At 74.3% G+C, this 20,900-nt stretch carries 20 protein-coding genes and 1 pseudogene; 10 read left to right on the top strand and 11 right to left on the bottom strand.

Features of this window, described 5'->3' with window-relative positions; all coding sequences use genetic code 11:
* Positions 1-58 precede the first annotated feature (58 nt).
* The 5 genes from ACWH4W_RS23375 to ACWH4W_RS23355 form a co-directional block, all read right to left on the bottom strand.
* Positions 59-1,408, bottom strand: coding sequence for a cytochrome P450 family protein (locus ACWH4W_RS23375; RefSeq protein ID WP_473077815.1), 1,350 nt, complete (start codon positions 1,406-1,408; stop codon positions 59-61).
* Between the two features lie 133 nt (positions 1,409-1,541).
* Positions 1,542-2,144, bottom strand: a complete 603-nt coding sequence (locus tag ACWH4W_RS23370) for a GTP-binding protein (RefSeq protein ID WP_473077814.1) — start codon at positions 2,142-2,144, stop codon at positions 1,542-1,544.
* On the bottom strand, positions 2,119-2,493 hold the full coding sequence (locus ACWH4W_RS23365) for a DUF742 domain-containing protein (protein ID WP_473077813.1): 375 nt from the start codon (positions 2,491-2,493) through the stop codon (positions 2,119-2,121). Before ACWH4W_RS23365 ends, ACWH4W_RS23370 begins: the two co-directional genes overlap by 26 nt.
* Positions 2,493-2,891, bottom strand: coding sequence for a roadblock/LC7 domain-containing protein (locus ACWH4W_RS23360; RefSeq protein ID WP_019525692.1), 399 nt, complete (start codon positions 2,889-2,891; stop codon positions 2,493-2,495). Before ACWH4W_RS23360 ends, ACWH4W_RS23365 begins: the two co-directional genes overlap by 1 nt.
* Positions 2,888-4,099, bottom strand: a complete 1,212-nt coding sequence (locus ACWH4W_RS23355; protein ID WP_473077812.1) for an ATP-binding protein — start codon at positions 4,097-4,099, stop codon at positions 2,888-2,890. Before ACWH4W_RS23355 ends, ACWH4W_RS23360 begins: the two co-directional genes overlap by 4 nt.
* Positions 4,100-4,819: 720 nt before the next feature.
* Here ACWH4W_RS23355 and ACWH4W_RS23350 point away from each other — a divergent pair.
* Entirely contained in the window at positions 4,820-5,521 is a 702-nt protein-coding gene (locus tag ACWH4W_RS23350) for a response regulator (protein ID WP_473077811.1), read from the top strand.
* 90 nt (positions 5,522-5,611) lie between these two features.
* Here ACWH4W_RS23350 and ACWH4W_RS23345 read toward each other — a convergent pair whose 3' ends face one another.
* Positions 5,612-5,785: a hypothetical protein gene (locus ACWH4W_RS23345; RefSeq protein ID WP_473077810.1), complete on the bottom strand. Its 174-nt coding sequence runs from the start codon at positions 5,783-5,785 to the stop codon at positions 5,612-5,614.
* Between the two features lie 182 nt (positions 5,786-5,967).
* Entirely contained in the window at positions 5,968-6,486 is a 519-nt protein-coding gene (locus tag ACWH4W_RS23340; protein ID WP_473077809.1) for a nucleotide triphosphate diphosphatase NUDT15, read from the bottom strand.
* A gap of 140 nt (positions 6,487-6,626) precedes the next feature.
* Between ACWH4W_RS23340 and ACWH4W_RS23335 the strand changes: the two genes are divergently transcribed.
* Both ACWH4W_RS23335 and ACWH4W_RS23330 read left to right on the top strand, forming a co-directional pair.
* Entirely contained in the window at positions 6,627-7,073 is a 447-nt protein-coding gene (locus ACWH4W_RS23335; RefSeq protein WP_473077808.1) for a hypothetical protein, read from the top strand.
* Positions 7,074-7,112: 39 nt separating this feature from the next.
* Entirely contained in the window at positions 7,113-8,630 is a 1,518-nt protein-coding gene (locus ACWH4W_RS23330) for a PTS transporter subunit EIIC (protein WP_473077807.1), read from the top strand.
* A 72-nt stretch (positions 8,631-8,702) separates the two neighbouring features.
* On the opposite strand, the gene ACWH4W_RS23325 is transcribed toward ACWH4W_RS23330, so the two are convergent.
* Complete coding sequence (locus tag ACWH4W_RS23325; RefSeq protein ID WP_473077806.1) at positions 8,703-9,884, bottom strand: Cmx/CmrA family chloramphenicol efflux MFS transporter; 1,182 nt, start codon at positions 9,882-9,884, stop codon at positions 8,703-8,705.
* A 283-nt stretch (positions 9,885-10,167) separates the two neighbouring features.
* Here ACWH4W_RS23325 and ACWH4W_RS23320 point away from each other — a divergent pair, with 283 nt between their 5' ends.
* Together ACWH4W_RS23320 and ACWH4W_RS23315 are read left to right on the top strand one after the other, a co-directional pair.
* Positions 10,168-10,575, top strand: coding sequence for a lytic polysaccharide monooxygenase (locus ACWH4W_RS23320; RefSeq protein WP_473077805.1), 408 nt, complete (start codon positions 10,168-10,170; stop codon positions 10,573-10,575).
* A 363-nt stretch (positions 10,576-10,938) separates the two neighbouring features.
* Positions 10,939-11,823 (top strand): endonuclease/exonuclease/phosphatase family protein, encoded by an 885-nt coding sequence (locus ACWH4W_RS23315; protein WP_473077804.1) that lies wholly within the window; start codon positions 10,939-10,941, stop codon positions 11,821-11,823.
* 10 nt (positions 11,824-11,833) lie between these two features.
* On the opposite strand, the gene ACWH4W_RS23310 is transcribed toward ACWH4W_RS23315, so the two are convergent.
* Complete coding sequence (locus ACWH4W_RS23310) at positions 11,834-13,318, bottom strand: MFS transporter (protein ID WP_473079241.1); 1,485 nt, start codon at positions 13,316-13,318, stop codon at positions 11,834-11,836.
* A 281-nt stretch (positions 13,319-13,599) separates the two neighbouring features.
* Between ACWH4W_RS23310 and ACWH4W_RS23305 the strand changes: the two genes are divergently transcribed.
* The 4 genes from ACWH4W_RS23305 (at position 13,600) to ACWH4W_RS23290 (ending at position 18,973) form a co-directional block, all read left to right on the top strand.
* Positions 13,600-14,364: an ABC transporter ATP-binding protein gene (locus tag ACWH4W_RS23305; RefSeq protein WP_473077803.1), complete on the top strand. Its 765-nt coding sequence runs from the start codon at positions 13,600-13,602 to the stop codon at positions 14,362-14,364.
* A gap of 3 nt (positions 14,365-14,367) precedes the next feature.
* Positions 14,368-16,896 (top strand): FtsX-like permease family protein, encoded by a 2,529-nt coding sequence (locus tag ACWH4W_RS23300; protein ID WP_473077802.1) that lies wholly within the window; start codon positions 14,368-14,370, stop codon positions 16,894-16,896.
* Positions 16,897-17,054: 158 nt separating this feature from the next.
* Complete coding sequence (locus ACWH4W_RS23295; RefSeq protein WP_473077801.1) at positions 17,055-18,326, top strand: sensor histidine kinase; 1,272 nt, start codon at positions 17,055-17,057, stop codon at positions 18,324-18,326.
* Positions 18,314-18,973: a response regulator gene (locus tag ACWH4W_RS23290; RefSeq protein WP_473077800.1), complete on the top strand. Its 660-nt coding sequence runs from the start codon at positions 18,314-18,316 to the stop codon at positions 18,971-18,973. Before ACWH4W_RS23295 ends, ACWH4W_RS23290 begins: the two co-directional genes overlap by 13 nt.
* Before the next feature lie 232 nt (positions 18,974-19,205).
* Here the strand turns inward: ACWH4W_RS23290 and ACWH4W_RS23285 are convergent, their stop codons facing one another.
* Together ACWH4W_RS23285 and ACWH4W_RS23280 are read right to left on the bottom strand one after the other, a co-directional pair.
* Positions 19,206-19,565 (bottom strand): MazG-like family protein, encoded by a 360-nt coding sequence (locus ACWH4W_RS23285; protein WP_473077799.1) that lies wholly within the window; start codon positions 19,563-19,565, stop codon positions 19,206-19,208.
* A gap of 61 nt (positions 19,566-19,626) precedes the next feature.
* A complete protein-coding gene (locus tag ACWH4W_RS23280) occupies positions 19,627-20,169 on the bottom strand; it encodes a DoxX family protein (RefSeq protein WP_473077798.1) in 543 nt (180 codons plus the stop codon).
* 129 nt (positions 20,170-20,298) lie between these two features.
* Here ACWH4W_RS23280 and ACWH4W_RS23275 point away from each other — a divergent pair.
* Positions 20,299-20,616 (top strand): annotated as a pseudogene (locus tag ACWH4W_RS23275) (nuclear transport factor 2 family protein).
* Positions 20,617-20,900 lie beyond the last annotated feature (284 nt).

Genomic DNA, 20,900 nt, shown 5'->3' with positions numbered 1-20,900 from the left:
CATGTGTCGTTGAGTGTTGCACCTGTCACATGCCGTGCTCTTGCGATCCGGCGTGCCGTCATACCCGGAAGACGTCGAGGAAGCTGCTCCAGAACCCCTTCTTGCGGGCCGGGGTCTGCCGGGCGGGCTCGGACGAGGGCACGGCCGCGGGATGCGCGGTCTCGGGCGTCGCGGCGACCCGCTCGCGCATCGCGGTCGCCGTCCGGGTGGCCGGCGTGGGGACGAACGTCACGGGCAGCTTCACCAGCGCCCGGTGGAACGGCCCGGGCCGCCACTCCAGTTCCTTCTCCGGCACGGCGAGCGTCAGGTCGGGCAGCGCGTTGAGCAGCCGCTCGATCGCGGTGGTCGCGATGACCTGCGCCGGGTCCTTCGCGGGGCAGGCGTGCGGGCCCGCGCCCCACGCCAGATGGGCGCCCTTGCTGTGCGCGCGGCGTGCCTCCGCCAGCGCGGGATCGGCGTTGGCGCCCGCGAAGGAGATGACGACCGGGGTGTTGGCCTCGGCCACATGACCGCCGAGGTCCACGTCCCGCACCGGGTAGTGCGTGGCGTAGTTGGCGATCGGGGTCTGGTTCCACAGCACGTGGTCCAGCGCCTCCTCGATCGGCATGCCGCTCTCCCGGCCCGCCGCCCCGGACAGCAGCAGCATCAGCGAACTGCCGATGAGGCTGCGCTCCGGCTCGATGCCGGCGCCCATCAGCAGCACGAGCTGGTCCTTGAGTTCCTCGTCGGTCAGCCCGGCGGGGTGCTGGATCAGCCACGAGGTGACGTCGTCGTCGGGACGCCGGCGCTTCAGCGCGATCAACGCCATGAGGGACGCGGTCAGTTCCTCGTTGGCGCGCACCGCGTCCGTGCCGTCGAAGATCGCCGACACGGCGGCGGTGACGGTGTCGCCGATGTCCGCCGGGCAGCCGAACAGCTTGTTGAACAGCAGCAGCGGCAGCAGCTTGGCGTAGTCGCCGATCAGATCGGCCCGGCCCAGCTCGCTGAACCGGTCGATCAGGTAGTCGGCGATCGGCTCGACGTCACGCCGGATCCGCGCGGTGTTGAGCCGCGCCAGGCTGTCCACCACGGCCTTGCGCAGCCTCAGATGCACCGCGCCGTCGGTGAACAGACAGCTCGGCCGGTACGCCATCATCGGCAGCACCGGGCTGTCCAGGGCGATACGGCCCTCGTTCAGGTCCTTCCAGCGGCGGGCGTCACGCGCGAACAGCTCCGTGTTCTGCAGCACCCGCAGCGCCATCTCGTGCCCGACGACCAGCGTGGCGTCCACACCGGGGGCGAGCTCGACCGGACCGGCCGGGGCGTGTTCCCGCAGCCGGTCGTAGACCTGGTGCGGATCGGTGGCGAAACCGGCGTCGTGCATGGGGCATCTGCCCGCACCCGACGCGGACGGGGAGTGGGGTTCCATGAAGTCTTCCTTAGTGAACCGTGAACCGTGAACCGTGAACCGTGAACCGTGGGACCGGGGGACCGGTCCCACGGAGGCCGGGATCCGGGGGGCCGGGGGCCGCGGCCCCCGGCCCCCGGCGGACGCGAGGAGGTCAGGCCGTGCGGTCGAGCAGGTGCCGCACCAGCGCGATCAGCGCCTTCGCGGACGAGCTCTGGTCGCGGGCGTCGCAGTGGACGACCGGGGTGTCCGGCAGCAGGTCGAGCGCCTCGCGCACCTCCGCCTCCGCGTACACCGGTGCGGAGTCGAAGCAGTTGACGGCGATGGCGTACTCCAGGCCGTACCCCTCGACGAGGTCGATGACCGGGAAGGTCTCCTCCAGGCGCGTCGGGTCGACCAGCAGCAGCGCCCCCAGCGCTCCGCGCGCCATGTCCTCCCACAGCTGCATGAACCGCTGCTGGCCCGGTGTGCCGAAGAGGTACAGCACCAGGTCGTCGCTGAGGGTGAGGCGGCCGAAGTCCAGGGCGACCGTGGTGGTGGTCTTCCCGGTGACTCCCCTGAGGTCGTCGACGTGCGCCGACGCCTGGGTCATCCTCTCCTCGGTGCGCAGCGGCGTGATCTCCGAGAGCGAGCCGATGAAGGTCGTCTTGCCCACGGCGAAGTGCCCGACGACGAGGATCTTTGCGGCGTTGGTCACCGCGCTGGAGACGTAGATGGACTTCTGGGCCGTCTCAGCCGATGAGGGATTGGAGTCCATTCAGAACCTTCTCGAGGGTCGCTCTGTCAACGTTCTGGGCCCGGGGCGGCTCGGCCCGGCGGAGCAGATGCCCCTGTTCCGATAAATCGGTGAGCAGCAGCCGGGCCACCCCGACGGGCAGACCGAGGTGGCCTGCCACCTCGGCGACCGACAGGTAACCACCCGAGCACAGCTCCCAGATGGCCCTCACCTCGGGGCCGGCCCCGAGCGGCAGCGTCCGCCCGGGGGCCAGCGTGACCAGGGTGTGCAGCGCCAGTTCGTCCGAGGACGGCAGGCTCCGGCCGCCGGTGATGACGTAGGAGCGGACGAAGTCACTGGTGACGGGTGCTTCCTCGCCGGGCGCCGTCATCAGCCGACACCGTTGTCGGAGCGCGGAGCCACGCTCATGGCCTTGTTCAGCGCCGTCACCGTCTTCTGCATGCGGAACGACATGGCCTCCATGTCGACGTCCACCGCCGCGGAGACCGCCAGGTAGGAGCCCTGCCCGGCCGCGATGAGGAAGATCCAGCCGCCGTCGTACTCCAGCAGCGTCTGCTTCCAGATGCCGTGTCCCGCGCCGACGAAGCCGGCGACCGCCCGGCTCAGCGACTGCATGGAGCTCATCGCGGCGGCGTTGGTCTCCGCGTCGTCGCGCGAGATGTCGTCCGAACGCTGGAGCAGCAGGCCGTCACCCGAGACGAGGATGGCGTGGCGGGCGCCGCGCACCTCGAGCACGTCGTTCAGCACCCACGACAGGTCGGTCTTCACTGGTGGTCAGGTCCTTCCGTGGTGTTCGTGGTCCGTCCGAGCTGGGTGCCGCGTGCGAATGCCCCCAGGCGCGACGCGGTGACCTCGCCGGACGACTCGGAGGTCTCCTTGTCGAGGGCGTCCGGGCCCGGCGGGGACGGCACCACCGCGATGGGGCCCTGACGGCGCCGCCGCTTGGGCAGCCCGCCGGACGTCGTGCCCACCACGCGCGACGGGCCCACGGGCACCGGCGCCAGGCGCTGCGGGGCGTCCTCCTGCCCGTCCTCGGCGGGCTCCTGCTCCGGCTCGGCGGGAGCGACCACGTCGGCCGAGAGGAGGCTCTCAGGGATACGGATCACCGCGCGCACACCGCCGTAGGGGGAGACCGAGCCGACGGAGACGTGGAAGCCGTAACGGTTGGCGAGCATGCCGCACACCGCGAAACCGAACCGGGGCGGGTCGCCGAGACCGGTGATGTCGACCGGACCGTCGGCGGACAGCAGGGCCGCCGCCCGGTCCTTGGTCTCCTGGTCCATGCCCAGACCGGCGTCGTCCACGATGAAGCACACGCCCGTCGGCACGGCCTGGATGTTGACCTCCACCGGCGTGCCCGGGGCGCTGTAGGTGGTGGCGTTGTCCAGCAGTTCCGCCAGCACCACGGCCACCGGCTCGACCGCCTTGCCGGTCACGGCGACACTGTCCTGGGTGTGGATGCTCACCCGGTTGAAGTCCTTGATGCGGCCCTGGGCGCTGCGGGCGACGTCGTAGACGGTCGCCGCCCCCTCACGGCGGCCCAGCCAGCCGCCGCACAGCACCGAGATGCCCTTGGCCCGGCGGCTGAACTGGCTGCCGGTGTGGTCGACCGACATCAGGTCGGCCAGCACCTCGCTGTCGTTGCCGTATTTCTTCAGCAGTCCGTCCAGGAGCAGTTGCTGCTCCTCGGCGAGCGACTGGAGGGTGCCCATGGCCGACTTGAGCACGGCCTTGGTCGCCGACTCGGCGTCCGCCCGCACATCGGCCAGCTCTGCCCGGTGCCGGGTGCCCAGCGTGTCGATGTGGGCTTCCAGTTGCTCGATCCGTCCCTGGGCCTGGCCCAGGCCCGCCTCCAGATCCTTCCTTGTTCTTCGGAGCGCCAGATTGGTTCTCCGGGCCCGCAGCACTGCGAGAACCGCAGCGGCGAGCACCACCAGCAGGATCCACAGCAGTGGATCCTTGATCAATGACGTCATGAGACTCTCTTCAAGTCGCATCGCGTCGGGAGAAGGGAGTGCCCGCGCACGCGGAAAACCGGTCCGGGCCGTCGAGCGGCGCGGACCCACGGCGGGACAAAGCCTCAACTCCTCAGCGATGGGGCCTTAGAGACTGTCCCCCGTACGCGTTCATGACGCGTCGCCAGCCTGCTGAAAGTCCGTTGATCGTATCAGCCCCGGGGCGGTAACACGTCTGGTGCCGGTGGCACTTGACAGCCCTTACGAGAAGTTCACACAGGGGTGCTCCGACGTTCCGCCGCGGCCCCCGGCCGGGGTCCGCGCGTCACCCGTCCGCTGTGTCGCCGTTGTGCCACGTCCCAGTTGCGGCACGGCGAAACGGTGGCACGGCCGTCGCCCGCCGCACGGCGCGGCGGGCGACGGCCGCCCGAGCCCTGTGACGGGAGACCGCGCGCCCGAGCGTGCTCGTGCAGTCGCGGTGGAATGCCGGAGCGGGCTGACGGGATCGGGCGGGCGCCTCCCCGCCGGTCCGAGTGGGCAGGGCGGGCCGGGCCGCACCCGGGGAGCGGTCGTGCCGCGCGCCACGCGCCGCGGTGATGCCCGGGGGCGGCCGCCGCGCGTCCGAGCGGGTGGAGATCACCGCGGAAGACGCGGATCAGGGCCGAACGGCCCTGGTCACCCGGTTCCGGACCGGCGAAGATTCTCGCGGAACACGCCACGCGCAGAGCAAGGAGCCTTTCGATGGCGGACGGCGAGCAGCCCGGCCCCGACGACCCGATCAGGGTCTTCCTCCTGGACGACCACGAGGTGGTCCGGCGCGGAGTGCACGACCTGCTGGACGACGAGCCGGACATCACGGTGGTCGGCGAGGCCGCCACCGTCGAGCAGGCCCTGGTGCGCGTCCCCGCCCTGCGCCCGCGCGTCGCGGTCCTCGACGTCCGGCTGCCCGACGGCGACGGCGTGACCGTGTGCCGGGAACTGCGCTCGCGGATGCCCGACCTGGTGTGCCTGATGCTGACCTCGTTCGACGACGAGGAGGCCCTGCTGGACTCGATCATGGCCGGCGCGTCCGGCTACGTCCTCAAGCAGATCCGCGGCTCCGACCTCGTCGAGGCCGTCCGCACCGTGGCGCGCGGCCAGTCGCTGCTCGACCCGAGCGCCACCACCAAGCTGATGGCGCGGCTGCGCGGCGGGCCGCAGAAGGAGCAGGAGGAGCCGGACGTCCTGCCCGGACTCACCGAGCGGGAGCGGGAGATCCTCGAACTGATCGGCGAGGGGCTCACCAACCGCCAGATCGGCCAGCGGCTCTACCTCGCGGAGAAGACGGTGAAGAACCACATCTCCCGGCTGCTCGCCAAGCTCGGCGTGGAGCGCCGCATCCAGGCCGCCGTGATCGCCACCGAGGCCCGGGACCGTCTGCGACACGACCACGACGGCCACTGACCACGACGGCCACCGCCACAGTGGCCACCGGCCGCCGCGGGTCCCGGCCGGACGGCGCCCGGCCGGGACCCGCGGAAGCGGTCCCGTGGATCAGTCGCGGGCGATCTGCGGCGCGATGTCCTCGGTGAACCGCTCGGGTGCGACGGCGGCGACGTCCGGAGCCGGCAGCGGGGGAGCGGCGGTGCCGGCGAGGGCGGGGGACGCCGCCAGCGTGACGACCAGGGTGGAACCGGCGAGCGCGACGCTCACGTCTTTGATCCGCATCCGCTTCTTTCCTGAGTACGGGGAAAGGACAGGTGCCTGCGGCCGGGATCGGCTCAACCACCTTGCCCGAGAGGCGAGTCGACGGAGTCATACGAGGCCGGGGCGGTAACGTCCGCATCGTAGTGCAGGGGCGCCCCGCCGGTTCGTCGTTCCAACCCGGCGTGGCGGAAACCGCGTTGTCCTCACCTGCTCCGAGCCGCGTGCCCTCCGCCGGCCGGGCGGACCGGGTAGCGACACGTCTCCGCCGCCCCGCGGGGATGCGCCTCGGGCCACACGCAGTCCAGCACCGAGGCCGACGGACCGAACAGAGCGGACGGCACCGCGTCGCGCGCGAACCACTCCCAGCGCACGATCTTGTCCGGTTCCGTCACCGTGGGCGTGCCCGCCGCCCCCTCGGCGACCGCGGCGGCGGTGACCCGGGTGAGTCCGCGCAGGCCGTCCACCACGACCGCCAGCACCCGTACGGCCGTGACCGGCACGGACAGCCCGGTCTCCTCCGCCAGCTCCCGCGCGGCCGCCGTCTCGAAGTCCTCACCCGGGTCCACCTTGCCGCCCGGCAGTTCCCACCGGCCGTCGTGGCCCAGGCCGAGCAGGACGCGGCCGGATCCGTCGAGGACGGCGAGGCCGACGCCCGTCAGGCTGTGCGGCGTGGGGCGGGCACGCTCGGGACGCTCTGCCGCGGTGTGTTCGGCGCTGTTCACGGGTCCCTTCTACACGCTCCCGCGGGTGCTTCGGAACGAGGCGTGTCCGGCGGCCCTTGACGCACGCGAGGCCTGAAAATATCTTTCAGGATCAAGCGATCGACCGAAAGTAAATTTCGACCCGGAGGAGCGTGACTCTCGTGCCCGCCGCAGACGCCGTGGGGAGCGGCCGGTCGCGTGAACGACCGGCCACCGTGACCGCGGAGGCGTACCGCCCGGAGCCGGCGGACATCGACCGCCGGCCCGCCCTCGGCCTCGCCCGCCTCATGAACGCGGAGGGCCTCACCGTCACCACGGTCGTCGCCGCCCGGCTGCCGCGGATCGCCGCCGCGGTCGACGGCGTCACCGGGCGCATGGCCCGCGGCGGCCGGCTCGTCCACGTCGGCGCCGGCCCGGCAGGACGGCTCGGCGTCCTCGCCGCCGGCGCCCGCGACGAGTCCGTCGAGACCGACCTCGCCGACCACGACGGCGGGGTCGGGGACTCCGTCCTCACCCTCCTGGCGTCCGTGGACGCCCCGACCGCAGCCCGCCTGCCGCAGGACGCCCACGGGCGCCTGCGCAAGGCACCGGAAGCCGCAGCCGCCTGACGCGGCCCGCCCCACCTCACAGCAAGGCATGACCGCACCATGAGCGAAGAGAACAAGCATCGCGCCACCGCTGCCGCCCTCCTCCCCCTGGTCGGAGGCGCGGCGAACGTGGCATCGGTGGCCCACTGCATGACCCGGCTCCGGCTCGGGCTGCGCGACCGGTCCCTCGTCCAGGAGGAGGCGCTCAAGGCGCTGCCCGCGGTCATGGGGGTCGTCGAGGACGACACCTACCAGATCGTGCTGGGCCCCGGCACCGTGGCTCGCGTCACCCCCGAGTTCGAGGCCCTGGTCGAGGCGCAGCGCGCCGAGGCCCCGGAGGAGCCCGTCGCCCCCGCGGGCGGGTCCGACCCCGTCACCGCCGAGGAGCTGGCGGCCCAGGGCGCGGCGCTCAGGGCGGAGCGGAAGGCGAGGAACGCCACCCCGTTCAAGCTGTTCCTGCGGCGCATCGCGAACATCTTCGTGCCGCTCATCCCCGCGCTCATCGGCTGCGGCATCATCGCCGGCCTCAACGGCCTGCTCGTCAACCTCGCCTGGCTGCCCGCCGTCACCCCGGCCCTGGCCGCCATCGCCTCCGGCTTCATGGCGCTGATCGCCGTCTTCGTCGGCTACCACACGGCCAAGGAGTTCGGCGGCACCCCCATCCTCGGCGGCGCCGTCGCGTCGATCATCGTCTACGCCGAGGTGGCCGACGTCGAGGCGTTCGGCCAACAGCTCTCGCCCGGCCAGGGCGGTGTGCTCGGCGCGCTCGCCGCGGCCTGCCTCGGCGCGTACGTCGAGAAGCGGTGCCGGCGCTGGGTCCCCGAGTCCGTCGACGTGCTGGTCACGCCCACCGTCACCGTGCTGGTCCCCGGCCTTGCGACCCTGTTCGGCCTGATGTTCCTCGCCGGTGAGGTGTCGTCCTGGACCGGTGACGCCGCCGACTGGCTGCTCGCCCAGGGCGGCGCGGGCGCCGGCCTCCTCCTCGGCGGTCTCTTCCTCCCGCTGGTCATGCTGGGCCTGCACCAGGCGCTCATCCCCATCCACACCACGCTGATCGAGGGAGCGGGCTTCACCGTCCTGCTGCCGATCCTCGCCATGGCGGGCGCGGGCCAGGTCGGCGCGGCCGTCGCGATCTACTGCCGGCTGCCCCGCAACACCTCGATCCGCACGACGATCAAGTCCGCGCTGTGGCCGGGCTTCCTCGGCGTCGGCGAGCCGCTGATCTACGGCGTCTCCCTGCCCCTCGGCCGCCCCTTCGTCACCGCCTGCGCGGGCGGCGCGTTCGGCGGCGCCTTCGTCGGCCTCTTCAACCAGCTCGGCACGGACGTGGGCGCCACCGCGATCGGCCCCTCCGGCTGGGCCCTGTTCCCCCTCCTCGACGGCGACCACGGCCTCGCCCGGACGATCACCGTCTACGCGGCCGGCCTGCTCGTCGGGTACGTGGCCGGGTTCGCGGCGACGTACTGGTTCGGCTTCACCAAGGCGATGCTCACGGAGCTGAACGTGGCTCCTGGCGACCCGGCGCCGACGTCCACCGCCCCGGCGGTGACGGAGGACCGCGTCACCGAGAAGGTCTGACCTCGGTCACGGCCCCGCTGCCCGCCCCGCCCGACAGGGGGGCGGGCAGCGGCGTCCCGGCGTGTCGCGGGGTCACCGTGCGGCTTCCGTGCGGCGGCGGGGGACGACGACGGTGCGCAGGGGGAGCGCGACGAGCAGCGCGGCGGCCACGAGGAGCGCGCCGGTCCGGAGCGGCCCGCTCGCGCCGGCCCCGGTGTGGAGGGAGACGGCGGCGAGGAGCGGTCCGGCGGCGGCGCCGATGTTGAGCGCGGCGGTCGCGTAGGACCCGGCCATGGTGGGGGCGCCGGCCGCTTCGTACAGGACGCGGGTGATCAGGGTGCTGCCGACGGCGAAGGACAGCGCGCCCTGGACGCACACGAGGGCGAGCAGCGCGACCGGCAGGTCGGCGAGCACGGCGAGGGCGGACCAGCCGACGAGCAGCAGGGGCCCGCCGACGAAGAGGACGACGCCCGGCCGCCGGTCGGACAGCCGCCCGGCGACGGTCACACCGGCGAAGGAGCCGGCGCCGAAGAGCACCAGGGTGACGGAGATCCACAGCTCGCCGAGCCCGGCGGTGTCGGTGACGACCGGGGCGAGGAAGGTGAGGCAGGCGAAGGTGCCGGCGTTCACCAGGGCGGCGAGCAGGACGACCAGCAGCAGGCGGGGCCGGTGGAGCTGGGCGAGCTCCCGGCGGAGGGACGGCCCGCCGTCGGCCGGGGCGCCGTGCCCTCGGTGTGCCGGGACGCCGGTGAGGACACCGAGGGCCGCGGGCAGGCAGAGCACGGCGACGGCCCAGAAGGTGGCCCGCCAGCCGAACAGGGCGCCGAGCAGCGACCCGCCGGGGACCCCGGCGACCATGGCCACCGTCGTACCCGACAGCAGGACGGCGAGCGCGCGGCCCTTCCGGTCGGCGGGCACCAGCGCGGCGGCGGTCGTCAGGGCGACGGCGAGGAACCCGGCGTTGGCGAGCGCGGCGACCACCCGGGTGGCGAACAGGACGGGGAAGTGCGAGGTGGCGGCCCCCACGGCGTGGCACGCCAGGAACACGAGGACGAAGCCGAGCAGGCTCGACCGTCCGGGACGGTTGCGGGCCAGCGCCGCCGTGAGCGGGGCGCCGACCGCCATGCCGACGGCGTAGGCCGAGGTGAGGGCGCCCGCCGTGCCGACGGTGACGCCCAGGTCGCCGGCGATGTCCGGCAGCAGACCGGCGAGCATGAATTCCGAGGTGCCCATGGCGAAGACGGCCAGGGCGAGCAGGTACAAGGAGAGAGGCATCGAGTGGCTCCGGGCCGAGGAGAAGGACGGGAGAACGTCATCTCGTCAGCGCGGCCGGCCCTCGAGGCACCAGGGCACGCCGCCCCGGCCGGATGGTGCGGCAGGTGGGCGGCTCAGTGGTGCAGGGGGCTGACGGCGCGACCGAAAGCCCCCACCCTGTCCGACTCGGGACTCGACATGCGTCGCACGGTACCGGAGCGGCGGAGGCGGGGCACCTCGTTTCACCGGGCGCACTGGGCGGCGGCCGGTCCGCCCATGACACACCCTCCCCTGGGCGAACTGGATGAGCATGCTCCAGGACGGCCTCGGCGGCCAGTTCGAGGCGCGGATCCCCAACGGCAAGCTCTGCAGCAACAACCACGCGAACTTCGAGAGCCTGAACAACCCGGGTCCGTGGAAGACGACGCCCGTCGGTGACAACTTCACCATCCACCTGTACGACCAGGCGTCGCACGGCGCGGACTACTTCAAGGTCTACGTGAGCAAGCAGGGCTTCGATCCGAAGACCGAGAAGCTCGGCTGGGACGACCTGGACTTCATCACCCAGACCGGCCGCTTCGCCCCGGCGAACAACATCACCTTCCCGGTGCAGACCTCCGGTTACTCCGGACACCACGTCGTCTTCACCATCTGGCAGGCCTCGCACCTCGACCAGGCCTACCTGATGTGCAGCGACGTGGACTTCGGCTGAGTCCGGACGAAGCACGGCGCGGCCCGGTCCGGTGGCCCCTCACCGGACCGGGCCGCTGCCCCGTCCGGACACCCCGGCGGCCGGGCCGCCCCAGCGGCCACGGCGACGTCCCGGACCTCACCGTCTGCGGCGTGAAGCCCTCGAGATGACCTGGAGCACACCACCGACACCGTGCTCGTACCGGTCCGCACGGTCACCGCGACCGACGCGGTGTCAGGGGCCGACGCGGCCGGGAAGGGACCGGCGGGAGAGGAACGGCGGGGAAAGGAAAGGCCAAGGCGCTGGGCCGCCGGTCCCGCCTGTGCTTCCCTGCGGTGACGCACCGACCGTTCGTCAACACCGCATCCGCACACAGGAGAAGGCATGCCGTCAGGAATCGGACGTCCCGCCCGCACCGCCCGTGTCGCCGCCGTGCTCCTCGCCGCCGTCCTGTCGCTCACCGCGACGCCGGCCGCGGCGGACGGGGACGCTCCCCCGTCCGCCTCCCGCGCCCCCGCCGTGCCGCTCCGGGTGGCCACGTACAACATCCACGCGGGGGCGGGGGAGGACCAGGTCTTCGACCTCGACCGGACCGCCGACGCCCTGCGCGAGCTGAAGGCCGACGTGATCGGGCTGCAGGAGGTCGACGTCCACTGGGGCGACCGCAGTGCCTTCACCGACGAGGCCCGCGCGCTGGCCAGGAAGCTCCGCATGCGGGTGTTCTTCGCGCCGATCTACGACCTCGACCCGGCCGTCGAGGGCGGCGAGCGCCGCCGGTACGGCGTGGCCGTGCTCAGCCGCCACCCGGTGCTGCACGCCGAGAACCACGAGATCACCCGCCTGTCCACCCAGACCCCCGACCCCGTGCCCGCCCCGGCGCCCGGCTTCGCCGAGATCGTGATCCGGGTCGAGGGCGTACGCACGCACGTCTACAGCACGCACCTGGACTACCGCGCCGACCCGTCGATCCGCGCCGCCCAGGTGACCGACATGCTGGAGGTCCTGGCGGACGACCGGGGACCGGGGATCCTGGTCGGCGACTTCAACGCCGAGCCGTCCGCACCCGAGCTGGCGCCGCTGTGGCACACCCTGCGCGACGCCGCACCCGACGCCGGCGCCACCTACCCGGCGACCGCACCGGAGAAGCGGATCGACCTGATCACCGTCTCGCGCGGGGTCACCGTGACCGGCGCGCGCACGCACGCCACCGACGCGTCGGACCACCGGCCGGTCGTCGCCGACCTGCGTCTGCCCCGCAAGGGCCGCTGAACCGGCGTCCTCACCCCGGCGGGACGCCCGGGCCGCCGCCCCGGAGACGTTCCAGGTCCGAGGGGCGGACCTGGATCGCCACCACCGCGACCAGGGCGGCGAGCCCGGCGAAGACGGCCGCCGTGACGAAGGCGGCGGACACACCCGAGGTGAGGACTTCGGCGCCGAACAGCCCCGGCAGTTCGCCCGTGCGCCGGAACTCCAGCCGTTCGGCCGGGGTCGCCTGTTCCAGGAAGCGCGGGACCTGCTTCTCCGCCTCGTTCCTGCTGGCCGTGCCGTACACCGTCACCAGGATGGACAGGCCCAGCGAACCGCCGACCTGCTGCGTGGCGTTGAGCAGTCCGGAGGCGGCGCCGGTCTCCCGCACGGGCACGCCGGACAGCGCCATCAGGGTCAGCGACACGAACTCCATGCCCATGCCGAAGCTGAACACCAGCATCGGACCGAGCACGCTGCCCGCGTAGGTGGAGTGCACGTCGGTCAGGGTCAGCCACCCCAGGCCCGTCGCCGCGAAGAGACCGCCCGCCACCATGAACGGTTTCGGTCCGTACACCGGCAGGAACCGCGACGCCAGCCCGGCGCCGACCGCGATGACCGCGCTCACCGGCAGGAAGGCGAGCCCCGCCTTCAGCGGACCGAAGCCCAGCACGTTCTGCACGAACAGGGTGAGGAAGAAGAACATGCCGAACAGCGCCGCGGCCAGGAACAGCATGATCCCGTACGTGCCCGCCCTGTTGCGGTCCGCGAACATGCGCAGCGGTGTGATCGGCTGCGGCGACCGCCTCTCGAGCAGCACGAACGCCACCAGGACGACGACCGCCGCCGCGAACGACGCCAGGGTCAGCGGATCCCGCCAGCCGTCCTGCGCCGCCCGGATGAAGCCGTAGACCAGCAGCACCATGCCGGCCGTGGAGGCCAGCGCGCCGGTGACGTCGAAGCGGCCCGGGTGGCGTTCGGACTCCCTGATCCAGCGCGGGGTGGCGAGGGCGATGAGCAGACCGATCGGGACGTTGACGAACAGCACCCACCGCCAGTTCAGCCACTCCACGAGGACGCCGCCGGCCAGCAGCCCGATCGCGCCGCCGCCCGCCGACACCGCCGCGAACACGCCGAACGCGCGGTTGCGTTCCGGCCCCTCGCGGAAGGTCGTGCTGATCAGCGCCAGGGACGTCGGGGAGGCGATCGCGCCGCCCACGCCCTGCAGCGCACGGGCCGCCAGCAGCTGACCGGAGTTCTGCGCCAGCCCGCCCAGCAGGGACGCCAGCACGAACAGCAGCACGCCGAAGACGAACACCCGCCGTCTGCCGAGGATGTCACCGGCCCGGCCGCCCAGCAGCAACAGCCCGCCGAACGTGAGGGTGTAGGCGTTGACCACCCACGACAGGCTGGTGGTCGAGAAGTCCAGGGAGCGCTGGATGTGCGGCAGCGCGATGTTCACGATGGTGATGTCCAGCACCACCATCAGCTGACATGAGGCGATGACGAACAGGGCCATCGCGTTGCCCCCGCCGCGGCCGCCCCGTGCGGCCTCCTGCGTGGAGGCCGGTCGCGGACTGCTGGTCATGTCGGGCCGCCCTTCCGGGAGTCCACCGTTCGACCGTACGCGCGCCCTCCACCGGTCACCACTCGATCACCGGCGGCCGACGGTCCGGCCGGACCCGCGCCTCGGGTAGCGCCTGCACCACCGCAGGACGGTCGCTGGCTGCATGGGCGGCGGCCCGCCGCCGCCCTAGCCTCGGGGAGATCCCGAGAACCGCACCCGGAAGGCCCCCGACCATGTCCCTGACCCCGGACGGCATCGCCGTCGGTCTCGAGCGCGTACGCAAGACGTACGGCGGCGACCAGCCCGTCGTGGCGCTCGACGACGTGAGCGCCGCGTTCCCGCGCGGCACCGCGACCGCCGTGATGGGACCTTCCGGATCCGGCAAGAGCACGCTGCTGCACTGCGCGGCCGGCCTCGACCGCCCGGACTCCGGGCGGGTGCGGATCGGCGCCACCGACCTGGCGGGCCTGTCGGAGAAGAAGCTCACCGAACTGCGGCGCGCCCGGGTCGGCTTCGTCTTCCAGGCGTTCAACCTGGTGGGCGCGCTGGACGTGGAGCAGAACATCCTGCTGCCGTCCCGGCTGGCGGGCCTGCGGCCCGACCCCGCGTGGGTCGACGAGGTCGTCCGGCGGGTCGGCCTGGAGGAGCGGCTGCGGCACCGGCCCGCCCGGCTCTCCGGCGGTCAGCAGCAGCGCGTCGCGATCGCCAGGGCGCTGGTCACCCGTCCCGAGGTGATCTTCTGCGACGAGCCCACCGGCGCCCTCGACACCCGCTCCGCGGCCGCCGTCCTCGACCTGCTGCGGTCGGCGGTCGACCAGGACGGCCGGACCGTCGTCATGGTCACCCACGATCCCGTGGCCGCCTCCTACGCCGACCGCGTGCTGATCCTGGCCGACGGGCGGATCGTCCGGGACATGGAACGCCCCGGCGCCGAGCGGATCGCCGAACAGCTCGCGCTGCCGGGCCACCGGCACCCCGCGGCGAGCCGGGAGGGCTGACGCGTGCTCCGGCTGGCAGCGCAGACGCTGCGGTACCGCACGGGCGGCTTCCTCGCCACGTTCGTGGCGCTCGCCGCGGGCATCGCCGTCCTCATGACGTGCGTCCTGCTCGTGGAGTCCGGACGGCGCCACGAGGGCGACCCGCGGCGCTACGGCGCGGCCGTCGCCGTGGTCGCCGACCGGGACCTGACCGTCGACGGGCCGACGGTGCTCGGCGAGACCGAGCGCACCACCGTGATCCTGCCCGAGCGGGGCAGCGTCCCCGAGGGCCTGGCCGGGGAACTGGCCGCCGTGCCCGGCGTCGACCGCGCGGTGGGCGACCGGCGGCTCGTCGTCGCCCTCACGGCGGCTCCCGGGCGGCCGGCCACCGGCCACGGCTGGTCGAGCACCGCCCTCGCCCCGTACCGGCTGGTGTCCGGGGAGCCGCCGCGCTCCGGCCGGGAGATCGCCGTCGACGCCCGGCTCGCCGACGGCGCGGGCCTCGGACCGGGAGCCACCACCGAGGTGGTCACCGGCGGCGTGAGCCGGACGTACCGGGTGAGCGGCGTGGTCGACGCGGACGGCACGGCGAACGGGCGGACGGCGCTGTTCTTCACCGACGCGCACGCCGCCGCACTCGACCCGCGCCCCGGCCGCTACGACGCCGTCGGCGTGCTCACCGCACCGGACGCCGACCGGGACGCCGTCCTCGCCGAGGTGCGCCGGATCGCGGACGGCGCGGGCGTCACCGCGTACACCGGCGACGACCGCGGACTCGCCGCCGAGCCCGACGCCGGCGCCGCCCGCTCCCTCGCGCTCGGCGCCGGGGCCGCCTTCGCCGGGTACGCGGCGGCCATCGTCGGCTTCGTGGTCGCCGGCACCGTCGGGCTGTCCGTACGGCACCGGCGCCGCGACCTGGCCCTGCTGCGGGCCGTCGCCGCCACCCCCGGCCAGGTGCGGTCGATGCTCCTCGCGGAGGTCGGGCTGCTCGTCCCGCTCGCCGGTGTCGTGGGCGTCCCCGCCGGACTGTTCGCCACCCGCCTGGTCCGCGACGCGCTCGTCTCCCGCGGCTTCCTCCCGGAGGACTTCGCCGTCCGGGGCGGCGCCCTGTCCGCCGCGGCCGCCGTCGTGACGGTCGCCGTCGTGGCGCTGCTCTCCGCCTGGACCGCCGCGCTGCGCGTCACCCGCATCCGGCCCACCGAGGCGCTCGGGGAGGCGGCCGTGGAACCCGGCGCCGGCGGCAGGGTGCGCCTCATCTCCGGACTGGCCTGCCTCGCCGGCGCGGTCTCCCTGACCGGGCTCACCGGCGCCGCCGGCGGGCAGGCCGCGCTCGGAGCCGCCATGGGCATGCTCTACCTGTCCGTCCTGGGCGTCGCGCTGCTCGCGCCCTGGATCAACCAGGCCGCCGCCCGGCTGCTCGGCCCCGTGCTGCGCGCCGTGTGGGGGACCAGCGGCCACCTCGCCGCCGCCAACCTGCGCGCCAACGCCCGCGGCATGGTCGCCGTGCTGACCGCGCTCGTGCTGTCCGTCGGTCTCGGCGGCACCGTCTGGTTCCTCCAGGACAACCTGGAACGGCAGACCGTGGTGCAGAGCCGCGACGGGGTCCTCGCCCAGCACGCGCTGACCGCCGGTGCCGGACTGCCCGCGTCCGCCGGGGCCGAGGCCCGTCGCGTCCCCGGGGTGGTCGCCGCGACCGGCGTGCGCCGCACCTCCGTCGTGGTGCCCGACCGGCTCGAACCGCAGACCGTGCCCGCCCAGGGCATCGATCCGCGCGGCGTGGAGCGCACCCTGGACCTGCGGGTGCGCTCCGGCAGCCTCGACGCCCTGCGCGAGGACACCGTGGCCGTCTCCACGGCCCGCGCCGACGCGGCGGGCTGGCGGCTGGGGGACAGGGCCCGGCTGTGGCTCGGCGACGGCACGCCCGTCACCCTGCGCGTCGTCGCCCTGTACGAGCGCGGCTGGGGCTTCGGCGACGTCACCCTGCACCGGCGGACCCTCGCCGGGCACACCGTCACCGGACTTGACGACCGCGTGCTCGTCCGCACCGCCCCGGGCACGGACGCCGGGCGCGCCCTGGCAAGCCTGGCCCGCCGCTACCCGGGCGGCCAGGTGGTGGACACCGAGCGGCTGACCGGCGACCTCGCGCAGGACGTCGCGGTCAGCGGCTGGCTCAACAGGATGCTCGTCGCCGTCCTGGCCGGCTACGCGGTCCTCGCCGCCGCCAACACCCTCGTCATGGCCGCCCTGGCCCGCACCCGGGAGCTGTCCCTGCTCCGCCTGGTCGGCGTCACCCGCGGCCAGGTGAAGCGGATGGTCCACGCCGAACAGGCCGGTCTGCTGGGCGTGGCGCTGCTCATCGGCGCCGCGATCGCCGCCGTCACCCTCACCACCGTCGTCCGCGCGGTCACCGGGGCCGCCGTGCCCCATGTGCCGCCCGCCGGCTGGGCGGCACTCCTGGGCGGTACGGCGGTGCTGGCGCTGCTCGCCACGGTGGTCCCCGTCGGCCGCGTCCTGCGCACCGCCCCCGTCGAGGGCATCGGCGTCCGGGAGTGAGCGCGTCCGCCCGATCCCGTGCGTCCGCCCGATCCCGAGCGTCCGCCCGATCCCGCGCCCGCTCCCGGCCCGCGAGCCCCGCCCGCCGGCTCCCGTACGGCGGACGGCTCGGCGGGCCGGCGCCCGGGCGTTCTATCCTCCGTGCCCAGGAGGTGCGGATGCTGGTGACCCACGACCGCCCGGCGGACGTGCGGCCGGGGCGGCGCCGGGCCGTGGCCGCCCGTGCCCGGACCGCGCTGGACGCGCTGGAGCACCTGGTCGGGGGACTGGGCACCGCCCTGCTCGCCCTGCTCGCCACGCTCTGGCTGGCCCTGACCGCGGTGACCTGCCTCGTCGGGATCGGACTGCGGCTGCTGCCGTCCGCCCTGCACGCGGTGCGCGCGGTCGCCGACCGGGAACGCAGCAGGCTCTCCCGCTGGGGCCCGGAGATCGTCGGCCCGGCGCCGCTGCCCGACGGGCTGCGCGCGATGCTCGCCGACCGCGCCGTCCGCCGTGAGGTGCGCTGGGTGGTCACGCACGCGGCCCCCGGCTTGTTCCTCGGGCTGGTCGGGGCGACGCTGCCGCTGAGCGCGGCCCACGACGTCGCCTTCCCGCTGTACTGGAGCTTCCTGCCGGAGAGCGAGTCCGCCTCCGCCGTGGGCTGGTGGACCGTCCGGGACTGGCCCGGCGCCCTGGCCGTCAGCGGGATCGGTGTGGCCCTGGGCGGCGTCGTCCTGGTGTGCGCCCCCGCTCTCGCCCGGCTCCAGGCCTGGCCCGGACGCCGGCTGCTCAGCCCCGACCCGGGCACCGACCTCGTCCTGCGGGTCGCCGAGCTGACCGCCACCCGCGCCGCCGCCCTGGACGCCCACGTCACCGAACTCCGGCGCGTGGAAAGGGCGTTGCACGACGGGACGCAGAACCGCGTCGTCGCCGTCACCGTGCTGCTCGGCGCCGCCCGGCGCGCCCTCGCCCGGAATCCGGAGGAGGCCGCGGCCGTCCTGGACCGCGCCCAGGACGCCGCCGAACAGGCGCTCACCGAACTGCGGGCGGTCGTCCGCAGCATCCTCCCGCCGGTCCTCGCCGACCGCAGCCTGCCCGACGCGCTCACCGCGCTCGCGGCCGGCTGCCCGGTGCCGTGCCGGGTCGACGCCGACGTGCCCACGCGGTGCCCGGCGGCGGTCGAGGCGACGGCGTACTTCGCGGTCGCCGAGGCCCTCACCAACATCGCCCGGCACAGCGGCGCCGACGGGGCGTGGGTCACCGTGCGCGCGGCGGGCGGACTGCTGCACGTGGAGGTCCGCGACGACGGCCACGGCGGCGCCGACGAGCACGGCGGGACCGGACTCACCGGCATCCGCCGCCGCGTCGAGGCCCACGACGGAACACTGGAACTGGCCAGCCCGTCCGGCGGCCCCACCACCCTGAAGGTGACCCTGCCATGCGGATCGTGATCGCCGAGGACGACGCCCTGCTGCGCGAAGGGCTGGCGCTGCTGCTGCGCGCCGAGACCCTGGACGTGGTGGCGACGGCGGAGGAGCCCGGCGCCTTCCTCGCCGCCGTCGACGCGGAACGGCCGGACGTCGCCATCGTCGACGTACGCATGCCGCCCACCCACACCGACGAGGGGATCACCGCGGCCGTCGAGGCACGGCGGCGTCTGCCCGGCCTCGCGGTGCTCGTGCTGTCCGCCTACGTCGAACAGGCCTTCGCCACCGACCTGCTCGCGCAGGGCAGCGCCCGGCTCGGCTATCTGCTGAAGGAGCGGGTGGGGCGGGTCGAGGAGTTCCTGGAGGCGCTGCACCGGGTGGCGGACGGCGGCACGGCCATCGACCCGGAGGTCGTCGCCCAGCTGCTCGCCCGCGGCAGGCACGACACCAAGCTGGAGCGGCTGAGCCCCCGTGAGCGGGACGTGCTCGCGCTGATGGCGGAGGGGCTGGGCAACGCGGCCGTCGCGGAACGGCTCGTCGTGAGCGACGGGGCCGTGCACAAGCACATCCGCAACATCTTCGCCAAGCTCGACCTGCCGCCCGCCGACCGCACCGACCGCCGGGTGGCGGCTGTGCTGCACTTCCTGGAGGACGCCCGCCGCCGGGGCTGACCCGCGGTGGGACGTACGGTGTGGGCGCACGGAACCGAGACGCAGCGGGACCGGCCGGCCGGACTCGGCGCGGCGGGCCTCCGCCCTGAAGGGACGCGCCGGCCGGGCCGAAACCCGCCTCCCGTCGGACGGCGCCCGCCGAGAGGGCGCCCCTCGGGGGCGCGGGGAACCGCGCGACGAGCCCCGCACGGCCCCCACCGCCCCGCGCGGCCCCCGCCCCCACCCCCGCCCGTCAGGCGTCACCCCTCCCGCCGAGCGACCGCTCGGTGATCCGCTTCAGGTGATGCGCGAAAACCTCTGGCGCCTGCGGCGTGAGGGTCCGCAGCGCCACCAGAGCGGTGACGGCGACGTCGCACAACTCCGCGCTCACGTCGTCCCACGTATGAGTGACCCCCTTCCGCGGATTCTGCCCCGTCGCCCCGACCACGGCCTGGGCCACCTCACCCACTTCCTCGGACAGCTTCAGGATCCGCAGCAGGACCCGGTCGGGACCCTCGTCGGGACGGCTGGCGTCCAGCCAGCCGCACAGCCCCTCGACGGACCCCCACAGATCCGCGGCCGGAGACGGCGGAGAAGACGACTGCTCGCTCATGGCCGCACAGCCTCGCACAGCCCACCGACAACGCCCGCCGCGGCGCCCGCCGCACCGCCCGTCACTCGAACAGCGTGCCCTGCTGGCCCTCCCGCGCCTTCCGCAGCCGCCGGCTGCGCGCCCCCACGGTCATCGCCGTGGCCGCCGCCGTCACCGCGAAGGCCGCCGGCACCATCCAGCTCCGGTTCACCGAATGCCCCAGCACACGGTCGAGGGAGAGCCGCCCCGGCCCCGTGACGGCGAGACCCGCCGCCGTCAGGCCCAGGGACGCGGCGTACTCGAAACCGCCCTCCTGGTTGAAGAAGCCGTTGGGCGCGTGCACCGCCGCCGCACCCGCCATCGCCCCGGCGGCGGCCGCACCCGCCGCCGGGGTGGCGAGGCCGAGTGCCAGCAGCAGACCGCCGCCGGTCTCCGCGACGCCGGCCGCGGTGGCGCTGACCTTGCCGGGCGCGTACCCGATGGACTCCATGAACTGGCCGGTGCCCTCGATGCCGCCGCCGCCGAACCAGCCGAAGAGCTTCTGCGCGCCGTGCGCCGCGAGCACCCCGCCGGTTCCCAGCCGGAGCAGCAGCAGTCCCAGATCGCGTCGGTCGTAACAGGTCACGTCGTCTCCCCGTGAACGGTGGTCCGGCCCCCGACCACCGTCGCACCGCCGCCCCGGCCCCGGCCCGCCACCGGCGCCGTTCGGGTGACGCGGGTGGCGGGGCGCCGCACCGGTACGAACCTGACAGGCATGCCCATGCGGATCACCCGCCTCGGTGACCCGGCCGTACGCGTCTTCGTCCCCGCCGCCGACGGCCACGACCGGGAGGTGTTCACGGCCCCCCGGCGCCACCGTGGCGGACCACGGCACCGAGCGGGACCCCGCCGACCGGACCGGCCGGGAGATCTTCTCCCCCGCGGCCGCACGGAGGCCGGGAACGCGTCCGACGGCGGCCGCCGCCTCGTCGCCCACCGCCGCGACGACACCTACGGCGAGACGCGCACCACCTGGTCCTTCACCGTCGACGACGACGGCCGCGTCTCCCGCTTCGAGACCGGTCAGGCCTGACGGCTCGTCCATTTCCGCCCCTTCGGGCCCGCGGGGGAGGGATGACCGTCCGGAACGACCGTCCCGTGAGGACCGGGTGACGGGACGGTCACGCGTCCCGCCCACGCGCCGGCCGGCGCGCTCGAGCACCCCGCTCGGCCCGGGTTCCGCGGACCGGCCGGCTCCGGCCCGGGCGGACGTCGTGGGGATCCGCCGCACCGAGCCGCCCGCCGTCACGGACCGCCGTGCCACCGCCGACGCGATCGGCGCCCCGGGCACCGGCACGCCCGACGGACTGCTCGAGG

The organism is Streptomyces sp. DSM 120436 (assembly GCF_055778765.1).
The sequence above is the reverse complement of the archived record's forward strand: the minus strand, read 5'-3'. Positions and strand labels throughout refer to the sequence as shown.

Excerpts from the sequence above, each read along its gene's own strand:
- ACWH4W_RS23320 (WP_473077805.1), top strand. The coding sequence starts at position 10,168 with ATGAGCATGCTCCAGGACGGCCTCGGCGGCCAGTTCGAGGCGCGGATC.
- ACWH4W_RS23370 (WP_473077814.1), bottom strand. The coding sequence starts at position 2,144 with ATGGACTCCAATCCCTCATCGGCTGAGACGGCCCAGAAGTCCATCTAC.
- ACWH4W_RS23345 (WP_473077810.1), bottom strand. The coding sequence starts at position 5,785 with ATGCGGATCAAAGACGTGAGCGTCGCGCTCGCCGGTTCCACCCTGGTC.
- ACWH4W_RS23310 (WP_473079241.1), bottom strand. The coding sequence starts at position 13,318 with ATGGCCCTGTTCGTCATCGCCTCATGTCAGCTGATGGTGGTGCTGGAC.
- ACWH4W_RS23330 (WP_473077807.1), top strand. The coding sequence starts at position 7,113 with ATGAGCGAAGAGAACAAGCATCGCGCCACCGCTGCCGCCCTCCTCCCC.
- ACWH4W_RS23365 (WP_473077813.1), bottom strand. The coding sequence starts at position 2,493 with ATGACGGCGCCCGGCGAGGAAGCACCCGTCACCAGTGACTTCGTCCGC.
- ACWH4W_RS23355 (WP_473077812.1), bottom strand. The coding sequence starts at position 4,099 with ATGACGTCATTGATCAAGGATCCACTGCTGTGGATCCTGCTGGTGGTG.
- ACWH4W_RS23295 (WP_473077801.1), top strand. The coding sequence starts at position 17,055 with ATGCTGGTGACCCACGACCGCCCGGCGGACGTGCGGCCGGGGCGGCGC.
- ACWH4W_RS23305 (WP_473077803.1), top strand. The coding sequence starts at position 13,600 with ATGTCCCTGACCCCGGACGGCATCGCCGTCGGTCTCGAGCGCGTACGC.
- ACWH4W_RS23290 (WP_473077800.1), top strand. The coding sequence starts at position 18,314 with ATGCGGATCGTGATCGCCGAGGACGACGCCCTGCTGCGCGAAGGGCTG.
- ACWH4W_RS23350 (WP_473077811.1), top strand. The coding sequence starts at position 4,820 with ATGGCGGACGGCGAGCAGCCCGGCCCCGACGACCCGATCAGGGTCTTC.
- ACWH4W_RS23375 (WP_473077815.1), bottom strand. The coding sequence starts at position 1,408 with ATGGAACCCCACTCCCCGTCCGCGTCGGGTGCGGGCAGATGCCCCATG.
- ACWH4W_RS23315 (WP_473077804.1), top strand. The coding sequence starts at position 10,939 with ATGCCGTCAGGAATCGGACGTCCCGCCCGCACCGCCCGTGTCGCCGCC.
- ACWH4W_RS23285 (WP_473077799.1), bottom strand. The coding sequence starts at position 19,565 with ATGAGCGAGCAGTCGTCTTCTCCGCCGTCTCCGGCCGCGGATCTGTGG.
- ACWH4W_RS23325 (WP_473077806.1), bottom strand. The coding sequence starts at position 9,884 with ATGCCTCTCTCCTTGTACCTGCTCGCCCTGGCCGTCTTCGCCATGGGC.